The 16,007-nt window shown below is 71.7% G+C and carries 15 protein-coding genes; 7 read left to right on the top strand and 8 right to left on the bottom strand.

Annotation, left to right across the window (positions count from 1 at the left end; translation table 11 throughout):
* The first annotated feature begins 7 nt into the window (after positions 1-7).
* Genes BM076_RS05240 through BM076_RS05250 form a run of 3 tightly spaced genes read left to right on the top strand, consistent with a single transcriptional unit; the run spans position 8 to position 4,018 of the window.
* Entirely contained in the window at positions 8-1,228 is a 1,221-nt protein-coding gene (locus tag BM076_RS05240) for a glycoside hydrolase family 26 protein (RefSeq protein ID WP_143120520.1), read from the top strand.
* A complete protein-coding gene (locus tag BM076_RS05245; RefSeq protein ID WP_093712123.1) occupies positions 1,225-2,874 on the top strand; it encodes a glycosyltransferase family 39 protein in 1,650 nt (549 codons plus the stop codon). The genes BM076_RS05240 and BM076_RS05245 overlap by 4 nt, the downstream gene beginning before the upstream one ends.
* Before the next feature lie 16 nt (positions 2,875-2,890).
* A complete protein-coding gene (locus BM076_RS05250) occupies positions 2,891-4,018 on the top strand; it encodes a glycoside hydrolase family 26 protein (protein WP_093712124.1) in 1,128 nt (375 codons plus the stop codon).
* Between the two features lie 76 nt (positions 4,019-4,094).
* Here the strand turns inward: BM076_RS05250 and BM076_RS05255 are convergent, their stop codons facing one another.
* Complete coding sequence (locus BM076_RS05255) at positions 4,095-5,867, bottom strand: discoidin domain-containing protein (RefSeq protein WP_093712125.1); 1,773 nt, start codon at positions 5,865-5,867, stop codon at positions 4,095-4,097.
* A gap of 225 nt (positions 5,868-6,092) precedes the next feature.
* The gene (locus BM076_RS05260) at positions 6,093-6,776 is read right to left on the bottom strand and encodes a helix-turn-helix domain-containing protein (protein WP_093712126.1); all 684 of its coding nucleotides are present in this window, start codon (positions 6,774-6,776) and stop codon (positions 6,093-6,095) included.
* 153 nt (positions 6,777-6,929) lie between these two features.
* Here BM076_RS05260 and BM076_RS05265 point away from each other — a divergent pair, with 153 nt between their 5' ends.
* Positions 6,930-7,991 carry an alpha/beta hydrolase gene (locus BM076_RS05265; RefSeq protein ID WP_093712127.1) on the top strand — a complete coding sequence of 354 codons (1,062 nt, stop codon included), beginning with the start codon at positions 6,930-6,932 and terminating at the stop codon, positions 7,989-7,991.
* A gap of 10 nt (positions 7,992-8,001) precedes the next feature.
* Here the strand turns inward: BM076_RS05265 and BM076_RS05270 are convergent, their stop codons facing one another.
* The 3 genes from BM076_RS05270 to BM076_RS35950 all read right to left on the bottom strand — a co-directional run bounded on the left by BM076_RS05270 (position 8,002) and on the right by BM076_RS35950 (position 10,472).
* Positions 8,002-9,480 carry an AAA family ATPase gene (locus tag BM076_RS05270; protein ID WP_093712128.1) on the bottom strand — a complete coding sequence of 493 codons (1,479 nt, stop codon included), beginning with the start codon at positions 9,478-9,480 and terminating at the stop codon, positions 8,002-8,004.
* A 65-nt stretch (positions 9,481-9,545) separates the two neighbouring features.
* Positions 9,546-9,905 carry an MmcQ/YjbR family DNA-binding protein gene (locus BM076_RS05275; RefSeq protein ID WP_093712129.1) on the bottom strand — a complete coding sequence of 120 codons (360 nt, stop codon included), beginning with the start codon at positions 9,903-9,905 and terminating at the stop codon, positions 9,546-9,548.
* 54 nt (positions 9,906-9,959) lie between these two features.
* Positions 9,960-10,472, bottom strand: coding sequence for a helix-turn-helix domain-containing protein (locus tag BM076_RS35950; protein ID WP_143120521.1), 513 nt, complete (start codon positions 10,470-10,472; stop codon positions 9,960-9,962).
* A gap of 164 nt (positions 10,473-10,636) precedes the next feature.
* Between BM076_RS35950 and BM076_RS05285 the strand changes: the two genes are divergently transcribed.
* On the top strand, positions 10,637-10,909 hold the full coding sequence (locus BM076_RS05285) for a helix-turn-helix domain-containing protein (protein WP_093712130.1): 273 nt from the start codon (positions 10,637-10,639) through the stop codon (positions 10,907-10,909).
* A 524-nt stretch (positions 10,910-11,433) separates the two neighbouring features.
* On the opposite strand, the gene BM076_RS05290 is transcribed toward BM076_RS05285, so the two are convergent.
* Complete coding sequence (locus BM076_RS05290) at positions 11,434-11,868, bottom strand: universal stress protein (protein WP_093712131.1); 435 nt, start codon at positions 11,866-11,868, stop codon at positions 11,434-11,436.
* 294 nt (positions 11,869-12,162) lie between these two features.
* Between BM076_RS05290 and BM076_RS05295 the strand changes: the two genes are divergently transcribed.
* Positions 12,163-12,963: a VOC family protein gene (locus BM076_RS05295; RefSeq protein ID WP_093712132.1), complete on the top strand. Its 801-nt coding sequence runs from the start codon at positions 12,163-12,165 to the stop codon at positions 12,961-12,963.
* A gap of 106 nt (positions 12,964-13,069) precedes the next feature.
* Positions 13,070-13,576, top strand: a complete 507-nt coding sequence (locus BM076_RS05300; protein WP_177246327.1) for a signal peptidase II — start codon at positions 13,070-13,072, stop codon at positions 13,574-13,576.
* 37 nt (positions 13,577-13,613) lie between these two features.
* Here BM076_RS05300 and BM076_RS05305 read toward each other — a convergent pair whose 3' ends face one another.
* A complete protein-coding gene (locus BM076_RS05305) occupies positions 13,614-15,194 on the bottom strand; it encodes a sulfatase family protein (RefSeq protein ID WP_093712134.1) in 1,581 nt (526 codons plus the stop codon).
* 311 nt (positions 15,195-15,505) lie between these two features.
* Complete coding sequence (locus tag BM076_RS05310; protein WP_093712135.1) at positions 15,506-15,871, bottom strand: hypothetical protein; 366 nt, start codon at positions 15,869-15,871, stop codon at positions 15,506-15,508.
* Positions 15,872-16,007 lie beyond the last annotated feature (136 nt).

Here is a 16,007-nt window from a genome sequence, read left to right on the forward strand (position 1 = left end):
ATGCGGAGTGTCTAGTCCGAGGCGCAGAAGGTCCACGCACTGGTGGAACCGCGGCAGCGGCATCCGGCTGCGGATCTGGATGGCCGTCAACGCCGTTCTGCTGGGCGCCCTTTCGTACGGGGTCTACGCCGCGGTGGTCTCCAACGCGCAGGGCAACGGCTACTCCGGCCTCGGCGGCGGCAGCAAGAGCGCCCCCGGGCTGCTCGACCGGCTCAAGGGCAGGACGGAACCCGCCATTCCGACCAAGAGCCAGTTCCTGAATCCCGACGGCATCTACTTCGGCGCCGCCACCACCAACGCCCCGTACGACGCGGCCGAGGTCGACAAGCTGGCCGTGGACGCGGGCGGCATCCGCCCGACCATGTCGTCCTACTTCCTGTCGTGGAGCCAGAAGTTCAACCCGTACTCGATCACCGCCTCCTACGAGCACGGCACGCTCCCGCTGCTGACCTGGGAGCCCTGGCAGGGCGGCGCGCAGAACCCGGAACCCGACCAGATCCTCAAGTCCAACATCGACCAGCCCGCTTACCGGCTCGCCAACATCACCGCGGGCAAGTACGACGCGTACATCACGGCGACCGCCAAGGCGATCAAGGCCGCCAAGTGGCCGCTGGCGATCCGGTTCGCGCACGAGATGAACGGCGTCTGGTACCCCTGGTCCGAGCGGGTCAACGGCAATCACCCCGGTGACTACGTGAAGGCGTACCGCCATGTGCACGACCTGTTCGAGCAGGCCGGGGCCACCAATGTGATCTGGACGTGGTCGCCGAACATCGTCCGCCCGGCCAAGAACGTCTCGCTCGAGAAGCTCTATCCGGGCGACGACTACGTCGACTGGGTCGGCATGACCGGCTACGGCGTGCACGAGGCGAGCCCGGAGATCACCTTCCGGGCCACGATCGACACGATCCACACCTTCACGCACAAGCCGATGGTGATCACCGAGACCGGCGCGCAGATCGACGCGGACCAACTGAGCTGGGTCAACGCCTTCTTCCCGTGGCTGAAGAAGAATCCCGAGGTCATCGGCTTCGTGTGGATGCAGAAGGACCGGGACAGCGGCGCGGGCGGCAACTGGCGCTTCACCTCCAGCAAGGCCGAACAGCAGGACTTCCAGGCGGGCCTCGCCACGCTCCACCTGGCCACCGGCCAGTCGGGCACGCCGGACGGCAGGACCACCTCGACCACGCCTCCCGCGTCCCCCACGCCCACCGGGAGCACCCCATGAGCGAGCGGGAAGTCCTGGACTCGCTGGACTCCCCCGACACCATCCCGATCTCGATCATCCCGCAGCCGCGCAACGCGCATCACAGCGACGGCGACTGGGAGGTCAGGAGCGACGACGGCGAGGGCGGCGACCGGCCGCCGGCCGGGGGCGGGCGGCGCAGGCGGCGGGAGGCGGCGGCGCGGCCCGGGATGGGGCGGGCGGTGGTCATGCTGCCGCCGGTGGCCGCCACGCTGGCGGCGGGCGCGTACCGGCTGGGCGGGCAGCAGGTCAGGGAGGACGAGTCGGCCACCTGGTGGGCGGCGCACCTGTCGTGGACCGACCTCGGGCGGCTGCTGGACAACACCGATGTGGTGCTCGCCCCGTACTACGTGCTGATGCACCTGTGGGTGTCGCTGGTGGGCGGTTCGGCGACGATGCTGCGGCTGCCGTCGGTGCTGGCGATGGCCGCGACGGCCGGGCTGGTCGCGCTGCTCGGCCGCCGGATGTTCGACGCGCCGACCGGGCTGGTCGCCGGTCTGGTCTTCGCGGTGCTGCCGGTCACCACCCGGTACGCGCAGGAGGCGCGGCCGTTCGCGCTGGCCGCGCTGTCGGTGGTCGCCGGGGCGCTGCTGCTGTACCGGGCGCTGGACCACGAAGAGGCCGACCGGTGGGGCGGTTACGCCTTCGGCATGCTGCTCACCGGGATGTTCCACCCGGTCGCCGCGGCCGTCGTCGTCGCGTATCTGCTGATCACGCTCGCGACCGAACGGCAGCGCACCGGCGCCTGGTTCGCGGTCACGCTGGTGCCGGTCGCGCCGCTGTTCGCGGTGCTGATGCTGGCCCGCGGCCAGAACCACCAGGATCCGCAGGGCGGTTCGGACGTGCACGCGCTGCTGCAGCTGCCGCAGGATCTGCTCGGCTCGCAGCACGTCGCCCTCGCGCTCGGCGGACTCGCCCTGCTCGGCCTGCTGTTCGGCCGCAGGAACGGTGTGCCGCTGCTGGTGTGGGCGGTGCTGCCGCCGCTGGCGGTCTTCGGACTGCGGTCGTACGGCAATCTGTTCACCCCGTCGTACTTCGTCTTCACCGTCCCCGCGCTGGCGCTGCTCGCCGCGGCCGGCGCGTGCGGCCTGGCCCGGGTGCTGCCCGGCAAGGCCCGCGGGGTGCCGACCCGGCAGGTGCTGCTCGGCATGATCGCCGCGATCGGCGTCGCCGTCGTGTCGCTGCCGGTCTTCCCGGACCTGCGCACCGACCCGCAGCCGGGCCGGCCGGATTACGAGGCCGCCGCCGCGTGGCTGCGGCACGAGGCCAAGGCCGGCGACGGCGTCGTCTACGGCGGCGAGCTGGACAAGGTGATGCGGGCGACCGCGTACCAGTGGCGGGACGTCGGCCGCGTCCCCGCGCAGGTGTACGTGACGCTGTCGCCGCAGCGCGACGGTACGTACACCGGGCGGCCGTGCTCGGCGCCCGTGGTGTGCACCAAGGGGGTCGGACGGATCTGGCTGGTGACGAACACCCCGCGCACACCGTTCGCGGGGATGACGCAGGACGAGGGGAAGTTCCTGCAGACCGATTACGCGGCGGGCGGGTCCAAGGACTTCACCGGCGGGCTGCGGGTCACGCTGTTCAACCGGGTGCCGGAGAAGGCGAAGAACCCGGCCAAGGGGTAGGGGAGTTGGGGGGCGAATGATCGACTGGCCCGGGCGGCTGTCCAGCCCCTTCTACGGTCAGGTGTGGCGGTGGGCGAGGTACGCGGTGCCCGCCGTCGTCCTCGTGCTGGTGATCGGTGTCGTCGCGCTCGCCCGCGCCGACGGCGGTGACGGTTCCGCGGCGATCGCCGCCGACCGGGCCGCCGACAGCGACACGGGCAGCCGCGACGGCGCCTCGCTGATCGTGCCGGGACCGCCGCAGACCCCGGTGCCCGCCAAGGAGACGATCCTCCATCCGCCCGCCGGGAGCAGCTACTTCGGCGTCGCCACCCCCGACGCGCCGTGGAATTCCGCGGTGCTCGCGGGAGTCGGCCGGGACGCGGGCGGCACCACGCCCAACATGGTGGAGTACTACGTCAATTGGACCCGCGGCTTCGACCCGGGCCCGGTCCGCGCCGCCTACGCCCAGCACGCCGTGCCCGTCGTGAGCTGGGAGCCGTGGGCCGGCTCCGCCAAGGGCACCAAGCAGCCCGGTTACGCGCTCGGCACGATCGTCGACGGCCGGCACGACGCGTACATCCGGTCCTTCGCCGAGGCGGTCAAGGCCGACCGCTACCCGATCGTGCTGCGCTTCGCGCACGAGATGAACGGCCACTGGTATCCGTGGGCCGAGCCCAACGGGATCAACAAACCCGGCCAGTACGTGGCCGCCTGGAAGCACGTCCACGACATCTTCCAGCAGGTCGGCGCGGACAACGTGATCTGGGTGTGGGCGCCGAACACGCTGCGCGGCGCCGACGACATCAGCCTCACGTCCCTCTATCCCGGGGACGCCTACGTGGACTGGGTGGGCCTGGACGCCTACGGGGTCGCCGAGCACTCGGCCGGCGAACTGCTCAACCCGTCGGTGAAGGCGATCAGGGCGGTGACGAGCAAGCCGCTGCTGATCACCGAGGCGGGCGCCCGGCCGGGCGGGCGCAAGGCGCCGTACATCGCCAGCTTCTTCGCGTGGCTGCGCGCCCGGCACGACGTCATCGGCTTCATCTGGTTCCAGTACACGCAGGCCCAAGGCGGCGGCTCCGACTGGACGTTCACGTCGAGCGACGCGGCGCAGGAGTCGTTCGGCACCGGGGTGCGGACGCTGCGGCTGGTCAAGCTGCCCTGACGGCAGGCGAATCGGGGGCCGCCCCCGGCGCGGTGTGCGCCGGGGGCGGTGCGTACGAGCGGAAACTGACGGGCGATCAGGTGCCGTACACCTGGAACTCCCACAGCGAGTCGCCGTACTGCGTCGAGCGTGCCGTGCAGTTGATCCGTACGTAGCGGCCGGTGCCGGAGACGTTCAGGGTCTGATTGCCGCCGGTGCCGGTCGTGGTGGAGGAGACCGTCGTCCAGGTGGAGCCGTTGGCCGAGGTCTGGATCTGGTACGCGGTGGCGTACGCCGTCTCCCAGTTGAGCTTCACCTGGCTGATGGTGTGGCTCGCGCCGAGGTCGACCTGGAGCCACTGCGGGTCGCTGAAGGCGCTCGACCAGCGGGTGCCGGTGTTGCCGTCCACCGCGTTGGGCGCGGTGAAGCTGCCGTTCTCTGACGAGGACGCGGTCGCCGTCCGCCCCTGCGAGAGCAGCGTGGCCGTCCCCGGGCCGCCGGGGTCCCCGCCGCCGGACGACGGCGTCCCGTACAGCGCCAACTCGTAGAGCGAGTCGCCGTACTGGGACGCTCTGGCGGTCGCGTTGATCCGTACGTAGCGGGCGGTCGCCGACAGTCCGGTGTCCTGGATGTCGGCCGGATCATTGGAGTTGGAGTAGACGGTGGTCCAGGTGGAGCCGTTGGTGGAGGTCTGTAGCTGGTAGGCGGACGCTGCCGCCGCCTCCCAGACCATCGTGGCGTGCGTGAGGTCGTAGTTCTGGCCGAGGTCGACCTGGATCCACTGCGGGTCGCTGAAGGCGCTCGACCAGCGGGTGGTGACATCGCCGTCGGTGGCGTTGGACGCCGGGAACTGCGCGCTCTCGGTGGAGGACGCGGTGGTCGGCCTGCCCTTGGCGATGTTGGTGCCGGTGGTGCCGGGCGCGGCCTTGTTGTAGACGGCCACGTAGTCGACGTTCAGCGAACCGCCGGACACCGTCGCGGCGTTGGGGCCGCCGCCGAAGGCGGCCGGGAAGCCGCCGCCGATCGCCAGGTCGAAGATGATGTAGAAGCTGTGGTCCACGGCGTTGTGCCAGGCCGTGGCGTCCACCTGGTTGGAGCTGAGGGTGAAGTAGTTGGCGCCGTCCAGATACCAGCGGATCTGCTCGGGCGACGTCGACCGGTCGATCTCCACCGCGTACGTGTGATAGCCCGTCTGGCAGCCGGAGCAGGCCCGTTCGCCGCTGCCGACACCGCTGGACTCGTTGCACGCGCCACCGGGATTCGTCCCGCAGTGCAGTGTGCCGAACACCGAACTGCGGCCGTTGATGTCCTCCAGGATGTCCACTTCGCCGGAGCCCGGCCACGGCACCCCGACCCGCAGCGGCGAGCCCAGCATCCAGAAGGCGGGCCAGTAGCCGGCGCCGTTGGCCGTCGTCACGTTCGGCTGCTGGATCGACGCCTGCATACGGACGACGCCGCCCGGCTGCGCGCCGAAGCCGTCGGCCTGGGTCTCCACCCGGCCCGACGTCCAGCCGGTGTTGGGGTCGGAGCCCGAATGCAGGGCCTTGAGCACCAGGTGGCCGTTGCCGTCCTGGTAGACGTTGGCCGTGCTGTTCGTCATGGTCTCGATCTCGCCGGTCCCGAAGGTCCAGCCCTCACCGGCGTCGTACCGCCAAGTACCGGTGTCCAGACCGGTGTTGGCCGCGCCGTTGAAGTCGTCGCTCCAGGTGGTGGTGAAGCCGCTCGGCGGGGCGGGGACGGCGTCGGGCCGAACCGCCGCTGCCTGTCGGGCTGTCGTGCTGTCGGGGGCCGTCTGCGCAGTGGCCGCCTGTGGGGTGACGGTCACCTCCGCCGCGGCCTGGGGTGAACCGGCCAGGGCGACGGCCGCCATCGCGCTGACGGCGAGCAGGCCGACGCCTAGGCGTTTCGGTAAACGCTTTCCGCTGTCCGGACCTCTGCTTGATCTGATCGACATGCGTGCGTACTCCTCATGTGGGGGGCACGGCGGCCGCCGACTCGCGTACGGCGAACCGCCGTTGTCAGTGGTGCTGTTGAGAGAGCGCTCTCAGGGAGAGTCGGCCCTCCCTCCGACCGCTGTCAAGACGCCCGGCAACGTTTACGGAACCTCGCCCGTACGGGGTTCGGTCCGTGGCTCGGTTCGGGTCTCGGCCCGTGCTTCGGTCCGGGTCTCGGCCCGTGCTTCGGGGCGGACGCGGGAGCGGAGGCGTTCGCCCTGCGGGCCGAAGACGGCCAGATACTCGACCGGGCCGGTGGGCCCGGCGTTGGCGACGCCGTGCGGTGTCCGCGTGTCGAATTCGGCGACCTCGCCCGCGGTCAGTACGAGGTCGTGCTCGCCGAGTGCCAGCCACAGCCGGCCGGAGAGCACGCACAGCCACTCGTACCCCTCGTGGGACGACAGGCGCGGGCGCGCCGGCCGTTCGCCGGCCGCGGGCAGGATGTGCTTGTGGGCGTGGACGCCGCCGACGTAATGGGTGAGCGGGAGGACGGTCTTGTCGTCGCCGCGGCGTTGTGCGGTCGGCGCCGGCGGTGTCCTGGCCGGCGTCGGCGCCGGGGGCGCCGTGCCCGTCAGCTCGTCGAGCGGGACGCCGTACGCCGCCGCCAGGTGCAGCAGCAGTTCGAGGTGCGGCTTGCGCCGGCCGTTCTCGACGCGGGAGAGCGTGCTGGGGGACAGGCCCGTCGCGCGGCACACCTCGGTGAGGGAGGCGCCGTGGCGCTCGCGCGCGGCTCTCAGGCGCGGCCCCATGGCGGCGAGCAGCTCGGTGACGCTGTCCTCGGTCATGGCGGTCTCCTCTCGCCCCGGCGCCGGTCAGGGCTCCTGCCTGCCAGTTTGCCAGCCTGGCAACGCGGCTCGCGGCGGCGGCCCGCCCCGGCGCAGGATCGGGAACGTCACCGCGTACGGCACCGTGGCCGTCCGGCAACCCGAGGAGAAGCCATGCACCAGCCGCCCGTACCGCCCGTACCGCCCGTACCGTCTGCCGGGTCTGCCGGGTCTGCCGGGTCTGCCGGATCCGCCGGATCCGCCTCCGCCGGGGAGCCGCTGCACCGCACCGTCCTGACGCCCGACGGCGTACGGCTGCATATGGTGGAGCAGGGCCGCGGGCCGATGGTGCTGCTCCTGCACGGCTTCCCCGAGTCCTGGTACTCCTGGCGCCACCAACTGCCCGCCCTGGCCGCGGCCGGCTACCGGGCCGTCGCCCCCGACATCCGTGGCTACGGCCGCTCGTCCGCGCCGTCCGACGTGCGGGCGTACGGCCTGCGCGCCCTCGCGGCGGACAGCGCCGCGGTGGTGCGGGCGCTCGGCGAGGAGAGCGCCGTCGTCGTCGGCCACGACTGGGGCGCGAACATCGCGGCCGTCTCCGCCCTCCTCCACCCCGGCGTCTTCCGCGCGGTCGGCCTGCTGAGCGTCCCCTACGCGCCGCCCGGCGGCCCCCGGCCCAGCGACGTCTTCGCCGCCATGGGCGGTGACCAGGAGTTCTACGTCTCCTACTTCCAGCGGCCCGGCCGCGCCGAGGCGGAGATCGAGCCCGACGTACGCGGCTGGCTCGCCGGTTTCTACGCCGCCCTGTCCGCCGACACCATGCCCGGGCCCGACGCGCCCGACCCGCACTTCGTCGGCCCCGGCGGCACCCTCCGCGACCGTTTCCCGGCCACCAGGCCCGGCTGGCTCACCGAGGCCGATCTCGACCACTACGCCGCCGAGTTCGAGCGCAACGGCTTCACCGGGGCCCTCAACCGCTACCGCGCGATGGACCACGACTGGTCCGACCTCGCCCCCCTCAACGGCGCCCCGATCCTCCAGCCCGCCCTCTTCCTCGGCGGCGCCGAGGACGCCTCCACCACCTGGCTCGCCGACGCCATCGCCGCCTTCCCCACCACCCTCCCCGCCCTGACCGCCACCCACCTCCTCCCGTCCACCGGCCACTGGCTCCAGCAGGAACGCCCCACCGAGGTCACCACCCACCTGACCAAGTGGCTCACCACCCTCGACGTCTGACCCGGCCGGCCTACGTCCGGGCGTAGAGGGCCGGCAGGTCGATGAGGTGGACACCGGCCGGATCGGCGGCAGCGGCCTGTGCGGCGCGGGAGTTGAAGCCGGCGCCGCTGAAGCACAGCAGACGGGTGCGGCCGGTGTCGTAGCGGCCGGAGCGGGTGATCAGGTCGCGGATGTGCGCCAGCCGCTCGATGTGGGCGGCGCCCATCGTGTCGTTCCACTTGGCCTCGCCGATCGCGAGCAGCGGCGGCTTTCCGCTGCCCTCGGCGACGCCGACGACGGCCACGTCGACCTCGTGGCCGGTGCGGGCTGCCGGATCGTGGACGACGCCGTGACCGACCCGGGCGGGCAGGCCGCCGAACAGCTCGGGGTCGGCGTGGTGCAGGGCCCAGTCCCGGCAGACCTGTTCGAAGTGCGGGCCCAGTACATTGCTGACGAAGCGGCGGCCACTGGCCCGCCACACCCGCGTCGCGCTGCCGGGCCGCTCCAACTGGTCCCAGACCGGACGCATGATGGCGTGGTAGAAGCCGATCAGCGGTTCCGCGATGCGGTACGTGGGCCGGTTGTCCCGGAACACGTCGGCGTCCCGGTGCAGCAGACCCGCGTCCTCCAGGACGTTGATGGGGTGCGCGATGTCGGTGGCCTTGCGTTCCAGGTATCCGGCCATGCCGCCACGCGTGGCGTTGCCGTCCGCCACGGCCGCCAGCACCGACAAGTACAGTGCGGTGTCGCGTAGTTCGGGCTCCTCGGCGAGCAGATAGCGGGCCTCGCGGAAGAGCGGCGTCTCGGGATTGAGGACCGTCCGCACCACCCAGTCGTCGAAGTCCCCGGGGCCCTTGGGCGTGTCACCGCGGGCGAACTCGCGGCGGTAGGCGGGGGTGCCGCCGACGACGGCATGCACCTGGAGCGCCAGCCGCGGGTCGGTGATGTTCCAGAATTCGGCCGCCATCCGGTGGTCGAGCGGCCGTACCACCAGTTCGAGTCCGGCCCGGCCGCGCAGCGGCGCGCTGCCGGACAGCAGCCTGCCCATGAACGACAGCGCCGATCCGCACAGCAGCAGCCGGGTCCGGGACTCGGTGCGCTGCCTCCGCAACGGCCGCAGCGCCTCCTGGAGGATCGACGGCAGCTCCGGAGCGGCCTTCACCAGATACGGGAATTCGTCGATCACCACCGGCACCGGCCGCTCGCCGCCCAGCGCGAGCAGGGCGTCCACGACCTCCGCCCAGTCGGCGAAGTGGTACGCGCTGGCCGGCCGGCTGTGCTCGGTGAGCGCCGCGCTGATCCGGCGCAGCGATTCGGCTCCGGCCGCCTCTGTGGCCCCGAAGTAGAAGCCGCCGGCCGCTCGGCACGCCGCGTCCAGCAGGAACGTCTTGCCCTGCCTGCGGCGCCCGGACACCACGCCGAGGGTGGCGCCCGGCTGCTCGTCGGTGATGAAGCGGGTCAGCGCCGACCACTCGAAGTCGCGGTCGAACATCTCGGCTGGCTTGTCCACGGGCGGCCTGCTCTGCGGATAGAGAGGTACGTTTCCCTTAACCGTACCTCTCTATCCGAATCCGGCTACCGGTCCTTCGGGGCGAAGGTCTCGGTCAGGTCCGGGGGCGCGGCCTGGCGCCAGGAGTCGAGGAGGATGTCGTACAGCTCGCTCGCGTCCTCCAGGGCGGACAGGCGGGCGCGGACCCAGGAGGAGTGGGCCTCGTGGGCGGGGACCCAGAATTTGTGGGGCTCGGAGGCGATGAGTTCGGCCCGCTCGTGGCGGGGGCAGCGGACGGCGAAGGAGGTGCCGTCGTCGGGGACGGTGACGTACATCCGGCCGTGCACATGGAAGGTCGGGTGACCCCAGAGTTCCTTCTCCACGGTGCCGGGCAGCCCGAGGGCGACGCGCCGCACGTCCTCGGCCCGCAGTGTCGTCCGCGCCATCCGCGTACCTCCCCGTCGGGGCCATTCCACCATGTCCGGGGCGGACGCCAGGCGTTATCCGGCGGAGGTCTCCCGGTCGTCGTCGGGCGCCGCCGCCCGCTCCCTCCGGTGGCCGCCGGGCTCCTGCGCGAAGAAGACCTGCACGCGGCCGGCCAGGGTGTCGTCCTCCGAAGGGCTCAGGCCCTCGCGCGCCGCGCGGAGGACGCCTTCGACCATGTGCCAGCGCTCTTCCAGGCGGGCCCGCGGGCCGGACTCGGGGGCCGAGGCCCTCGCCTCGCGCTGCCGGGCGTCGAGCGCGCGCAGCGCTTCCGCTGCTTCGGGCCGGCCGGCCGCGGCCAGTTCTTCGGGGCGTACGCCGACCACGTGGGCCATGCGCGCCAGCGTCTCGTCGGGGCCGCTGATGGGTACCGGCCGGCCGCCGACCGACTGGTAACCGGCCACGATCTGCCGCCAGCGCGCCTCGCTGAGGTCGGCGAGATCGGCCGCCCTGCGCTGGGAGAGACCGGAAGCCGCGAGCGCGGCCTTGATCAGCTTCCCCTCGGGCGGCGCTTCCGGGCGCTCAGTCATGCGGCGAGCTTCGCACAACTACGCAACACGAGTCCAGCGATCGGGCGGAGAACGGTCGACCGGTACGGCCTGGCCTGCGCGTATGTGCGATCGGAGTGGACACGGCTTGCGTAGTTCGCGAAACTCGCTTGTGCTACGCGCTACTACGCGCTAATTTTTGGACCATGGCGCACCGCATCCGGCCGAGCAGGCTCCACCAGGAGCCCGAAGCGGTCACGTGGGCGCGGGAGAAGTCCGGACTCACCAAACGGGCGCTCGCCGATCTGGTCGGCATCTCGGAACAGCTCATGGGTGAGATCGAGTCGGGCTGGCGCAGTGCCACCCCGGCCAATCTGATCAAGATCGCCGAGGCGCTGAACTGCCCCCTCGTCGTCCTGGAGCGCAAGCGCTCCGTCGGCGCGGTCGGGACGGCGGGGCCGAAGGGTGCGGCGAAATGAAGGCGGGGAAGAAGGGCCGGTCCCCGATTTGGCATATGCCAAAGTTCCGGGACGAGCGCGTCCCGCCGACGGGGCGTCCCATCATGAAGTGAGTGCGCGGAGGCCGCCGCCGCTTCCAACGAAGACGGCCCCCGCCCAGCCGGATTACCGGTCGCAGGCGTGCCGATGGACCCAGAGTGCGATCTGGACCAACCACCAGGCGACGCGTAAGCGATCGGTAGTCCGCAGCCTCTTCGGCCTGCGGTGCTTCACTTCGCTCCTGCTCCTTTCTCCTGACACCGCTCTGTTCGCGGTGCGCGGAGAAGGCAGCAGCGGCCAAGCGCCGGCGACGGTCAGATTACGGCGCTGTACTCTCCGTGTCCGCGGGACGGAGATTTGCCCGCATACGCTCCGTACGTACCCGGACCCGTCGTGCGCGTCGGCCCCGCCCTCGGACATGGCCCCGCCCAGGCGCAGCTCCGCCCGCCGCCCCCGGCGAGGGCGCGGGGGGCGGCGGGCGGAGAGGAGGAGAAGGGGGAGAAAGGTCAGGCTTCGCTGTGGACCAGCAGGACCGACACCTTCGAGGTCTTGGCGACGCCCCGGCTCACGCTCGGGTGGAGCAGCGCGGCGATGCCGCTGTAGTGGCCGGGGCCGACCGCGATCAGGTCGCTGCCGAGGGCCTCGGCGCGCTCGACGAGGATCGCGGCGAGGTCCTCGCGCAGCCCCTCGTCCACCTCGCCCTCGGCGGTGATGCCGTCGGCGCGCAGCCGCGCGAGGGCGTCGTCCACGACCTGGCGGCTCTCCTCGCGCTCCTCGGTCGGGACGACCGTGCCGGAGATGCCGCTGGAGATCACCTGGGACGGCCGGACGTGGATGACGTGCACCGCACCGCCGGTCAGCTTGGCGAGCGCCGAGACCGCGTCCAGTACGGCACCGCCGTGGGCGGAACCGTCGACGGCGGCGAGGATGTTCTTGTACATGGGCTCAACTTCCTTGTCCGAAGGGGTCTCACGGGTGCGCGGCCTCCGTATTCCCTCAGCGGCGCCGCACCGACCCCCATTCCCGCTTCCGCCGTGACGGAGGCCACTTCGGCGCCGGCCCGGGTCCGCCGCCCGTCGGTTTTCGGCCGGTTCGCCGCGCGCCGGGCGCGCCTACTGACTAGCGTGAGAGTTCGAATGGACGTGACGTGCGTCACATGATCATTCGAACGGGGGAGCGACCGAGCCCGACCGAGCCCGACGGAGAACGGCAGAGAGCGACGGAGTGAACGGACCATGACTGAATTTCCGGAAGGCGCGCCGTGCTGGGCGGACGCGATGTTCGCGGACCTCGACGGCGCCAAGCGCTTCTACGGTGACGTGCTGGGCTGGACCTTCGGGGAGAGCGCGAGCGAGTACGGCAACTACACGCAGGCGTACGCGGACGGCAAGGCGGTCGCCGCGGTCGTACCGCCGATGCCGGGGTCCGAGGGGCAGTCGGCCTGGTGCGTGTACCTCGCCGCGGCCGACGCCGCCGCGGCGGCGGAGAAGGTGAAGGCCGCGGGCGGCGGGCTGCTGATGGAGCCCATGCGGGTCGGCGACTTCGGCACGATGGCCCTGGCGACCGAGCCGACCGGCGCGGTCTTCGGCATCTGGCAGCCCGGGCAGCACAAGGGCTTCGAGAAGGTCGCGGAGCCGGGCGCGTACGCCTGGGCGGAGATCTTCACCCGCGACCCGGCGGCCACCGACGCCTTCCTGCCGCGGGTCTTCCCGTACACGGCGCGGCAGATGGTGGACGAGCAGATCGACTTCAAGATCTTCACCGTCGAGGGCTCGGAGGACGCGGTGCTCGGCCGGATGCGGATGGGTGACGAATTCCCGCCGCAGGTGCCGTCGTACGTCAACGTCTACTTCACCGTCGCCGACTGCGACGCGACCGTCGAGAAGGCCCGCGCGGGCGGTGCGACGGTGCGGTTCGGGCCGATGGACAGCCCCTTCGGCCGGTTCGCGGCCCTCACCGACCCGCAGGGCGCCAACTTCTCGGTCATCGACGTGACGCGGACGGCCGGCGAGCAGCCGAAGACGACGGACGCGTAGCGCCGCGCCCGTACGGCGGCGCGTCACCGGCGGTGACCCGCCGCCGTACGGGCCCGGCCCCGACGTACGCTCGACGGTGGACGGGGCCAGGACCGGGAGGTGGGGCGTGCGGCGTACGTACTTGCTGTGGGTGACCGCGGCCGTCGGGCTCGCGATCGACCAGGGCACCAAGGCGGTCGCGGCGGTCGCCGTCGAGGGCCACGAGCCGACCACCGTCCTTGGCGGCAAGGTCACCTTCACCGCCTTCCGCAACTCCGGCGCGGCCGGTTCCTTCGCCCCGCACGCGACGCTGGTCTTCACCCTGCTCGCGCTGTGCGTGCTCGCCTTCATCGCGCGCGTCGCGCCCGCCGTACGCTCCACCGGCTGGGCCCTCGGCCTCGGGCTGCTCTTCGCGGGCGCCGGCGGCAATCTCACCGACCGCCTCTTCCGCACCCCCGGCTTCGGCCGCGGCGCCGTCCTCGACTTCATCCGCGTCGGCGACTCCGGCATCTTCAACCTCGCCGACCAGTGCGTCACGGCGGGCGCCGTCCTCGTCCTGATCCAGTCCTTCCGCGGCATCCCCCTCCGCCCCAAACCCACCCCGCCCCCGGCCCCCGCGCCGACCTCCCCGTAACGCGCCGACGCGGGCCCCGTCCGGCCGCGGCCCGTCCTCAGTGGCCGGGGGTGAGGGTAGCGGCCTTGGTGCAGGCGGCGGTGCCTTTGCAGTGCTGGAGGGCGGTCAGGGTGGTGTGGAGGGCGGTGCTGCGGGCGGCGGGGAGGGTCGCGGCGCCGTTGCGGAGTTCGTCCGGGTCGGCGGTCGTGTCGTAGAACTCGCGCTCGCCGTCGGCGTATTCGACCCACAGGGCGTCGGCGGTGCGGATCGCCTCGTACGTCGGCGGGTTGCCGCTGTTGTCGGGGGCGGCGTCGGGGTCGCCCTTCTTGGTGGCGGGGTGGTGGTGCTCGACGAGGACGGCCTGGCGCCAGTCCGCGGGCGGTGCGCCGTGCAGCAGCGGGACGAGGCTGCGGCCGTCGGCGGTCGCGGGGGCGCCGGCGCCCGCGAGGTCCTGGAAGGTGGGGCTCAGATCGACGTTCTCGGCGAGCGCGGAGACCGTACGCCCGCCGGGCACCCCCGGCCCCGCGACCACCAGCGGCACCCGGATGTCGGTGTCGTACGCGGTCTGCTTGCCCGGCCGCAGCCGGTGTTCGCCCATGTGGAAGCCGTTGTCCGAGCTGAAGACGATGTACGTGTCGTCCGCCAGCCCCTTGGCGGCGAGCTTCGCGCGGACGTTCGCGATCAGGTCGTCGACGGCCTGCACCGAGCGCACCCGCTTGGCGAATTTCCGGTCGATCGACTGCTGCTCCTTGGCCGACAGGGGCTTCAGCCCGCTCTGCCACTTCGGGGTCGGGGAGGACGCCGTGTTGTACGCGGGGTCGCGCGGCGCCTTGAGGCCGGGGAAGACGTGGGCGTCGCGGGGCGCGGGCGTGGACGGGCCGTGCGGCGCGAAGGTGGCCAGCTCCAGCATGAACGGCTTGTGGTCGGCGGCGGCCGAGTCGATGAAGTCCCCGGCCTTACGGGAGACCACATCGGTGAGGTAGTCCTGCGGGTCGTGCCCGTAGTGCACGACCTTGCCGTTCTCGTTGAGGTCGTAGTCGAACTCCGGGTAGCCGTTGCCTGCGGTGTCCCATTCGTCCCAGCCGGGCGGTACGTACGGCGTGCCGGTGCCGTGGGTGTCCTTCGGCTCGTAGCCGTTGAGGTACTTGCCCATGAAACCGGTGCGGTAGCCCGCCTGTTGGAGCGCGGGCGCGTAGCACTTCTTCTCGTCGCCATTGCTGTTGAACGCCCCGTAGCCGCCGTCGCTCCCGGTGTTGGTGAACACCCCGGTGTTGTGCGGGTAGTCGCCGGTCAGGATGGAGGAACGGGACGGGCAGCAGAGGGAGTCGGTGACGAAGTAGTCGGAGAAGGCGGTGCCGTCCCGCTCCAGCTTGCCCACCTGCGGCATGTAGCGCACGAGGTTCGAGGAGAGGTCGTCGGTCAGGACGAAGACGATGTTGGGGTGGTCCGGTCCGGACGCGGCGCCCGACGCCGTGGACGAGGCGGACGGAACGGACGAGGCGGACTTCGTGGAGGGAGAGCCCGATCCGGAGGAGCCGCCTCCCGTGCAGGAGACGGTCGCGGCGAGGAGCGCCGCGGCGAGTGCGGCGCCGAGCAGGCGCGGCCTGTGGTGCGAATGGCGGCGTCGAAGGATGACCATGCCGGCAGACCCCTTTCGTGGAGGCCCGGAACCGTAGACATGGTTTTTGTGAGAACTCTGTGATCCCGTGTGATCCCGCGTGACCCGTGGTGCTCGCTGTTATTCGTGAGTCCCTCAGGGAAATACGGGAATGGGCGGAACGGCATGCTGCCGCCGACTGCCGGCGCACGGTAAAAAGGCCGGCGGAAAAATTCCCCGCGCATATTCGGTTATGCGCGGGACCCCCGCGCCGTGCCCGCGTGCCGACCGTGCCGACCGCGCCCGCGTGCCGACCGTGCCGACCGTGCCGACCGCGCCGTACGGCCGCCGCCTCAGACCTCCAGCTCGGCCTCGACCCGCTTGAGCACGTGCCGCGCCAGCGCCAGGTTGGACCGGCTGCGGTCGAGCGCGAGGTAGAGGAAGAGGGAGCCGTTGGAGCCGCTGAGCAGCCGGATCAGGTGATACTGCGTGCCCAGGGTGATGAGGATGTCCTCGACCGTGTCGTCGAGCCCGAGCATCGACAGCGTGCGGACCTTGGCCCGGACGACCTCGGTGTTCCCGGCCGCGGCGACCTCCAGGTCGAGCCCGGTGCCGCCGCCGACGGTGCCCAGCGCCATGCCGCTCTCGTAGTCGACGAGCGCCGCCCCGATCGCGCCGTCGACGGACGTCGCCTCTTTGAGTGCTGCATCAATGTTCACGGGAAATTCCTTGCTGCGTGGGCCGGTCCCCGGACGAACGCGCCGCGCGGGCGGGGACCGGCGTGAATGAAAAACCTCTGGACACGATCACGGTTGAAAGAGTTCGGCGTTAAAGTACTCTGCCAGGTGTTCGAAA

It is taken from the genome of Actinacidiphila alni, assembly GCF_900112845.1.
GTDB lineage: Bacteria > Actinomycetota > Actinomycetes > Streptomycetales > Streptomycetaceae > Actinacidiphila > Actinacidiphila alni.

Excerpts from the sequence above, each read along its gene's own strand:
- BM076_RS05255 (WP_093712125.1), bottom strand. The coding sequence starts at position 5,867 with ATGGCGGCCGTCGCCCTGGCCGGTTCACCCCAGGCCGCGGCGGAGGTG.
- BM076_RS05260 (WP_093712126.1), bottom strand. The coding sequence starts at position 6,776 with ATGACCGAGGACAGCGTCACCGAGCTGCTCGCCGCCATGGGGCCGCGC.
- BM076_RS05295 (WP_093712132.1), top strand. The coding sequence starts at position 12,163 with ATGACTGAATTTCCGGAAGGCGCGCCGTGCTGGGCGGACGCGATGTTC.
- BM076_RS05275 (WP_093712129.1), bottom strand. The coding sequence starts at position 9,905 with ATGGCGCGGACGACACTGCGGGCCGAGGACGTGCGGCGCGTCGCCCTC.
- BM076_RS05265 (WP_093712127.1), top strand. The coding sequence starts at position 6,930 with ATGCACCAGCCGCCCGTACCGCCCGTACCGCCCGTACCGTCTGCCGGG.
- BM076_RS05245 (WP_093712123.1), top strand. The coding sequence starts at position 1,225 with ATGAGCGAGCGGGAAGTCCTGGACTCGCTGGACTCCCCCGACACCATC.
- BM076_RS05305 (WP_093712134.1), bottom strand. The coding sequence starts at position 15,194 with ATGGTCATCCTTCGACGCCGCCATTCGCACCACAGGCCGCGCCTGCTC.
- BM076_RS35950 (WP_143120521.1), bottom strand. The coding sequence starts at position 10,472 with ATGACTGAGCGCCCGGAAGCGCCGCCCGAGGGGAAGCTGATCAAGGCC.
- BM076_RS05250 (WP_093712124.1), top strand. The coding sequence starts at position 2,891 with ATGATCGACTGGCCCGGGCGGCTGTCCAGCCCCTTCTACGGTCAGGTG.
- BM076_RS05285 (WP_093712130.1), top strand. The coding sequence starts at position 10,637 with ATGGCGCACCGCATCCGGCCGAGCAGGCTCCACCAGGAGCCCGAAGCG.
- BM076_RS05290 (WP_093712131.1), bottom strand. The coding sequence starts at position 11,868 with ATGTACAAGAACATCCTCGCCGCCGTCGACGGTTCCGCCCACGGCGGT.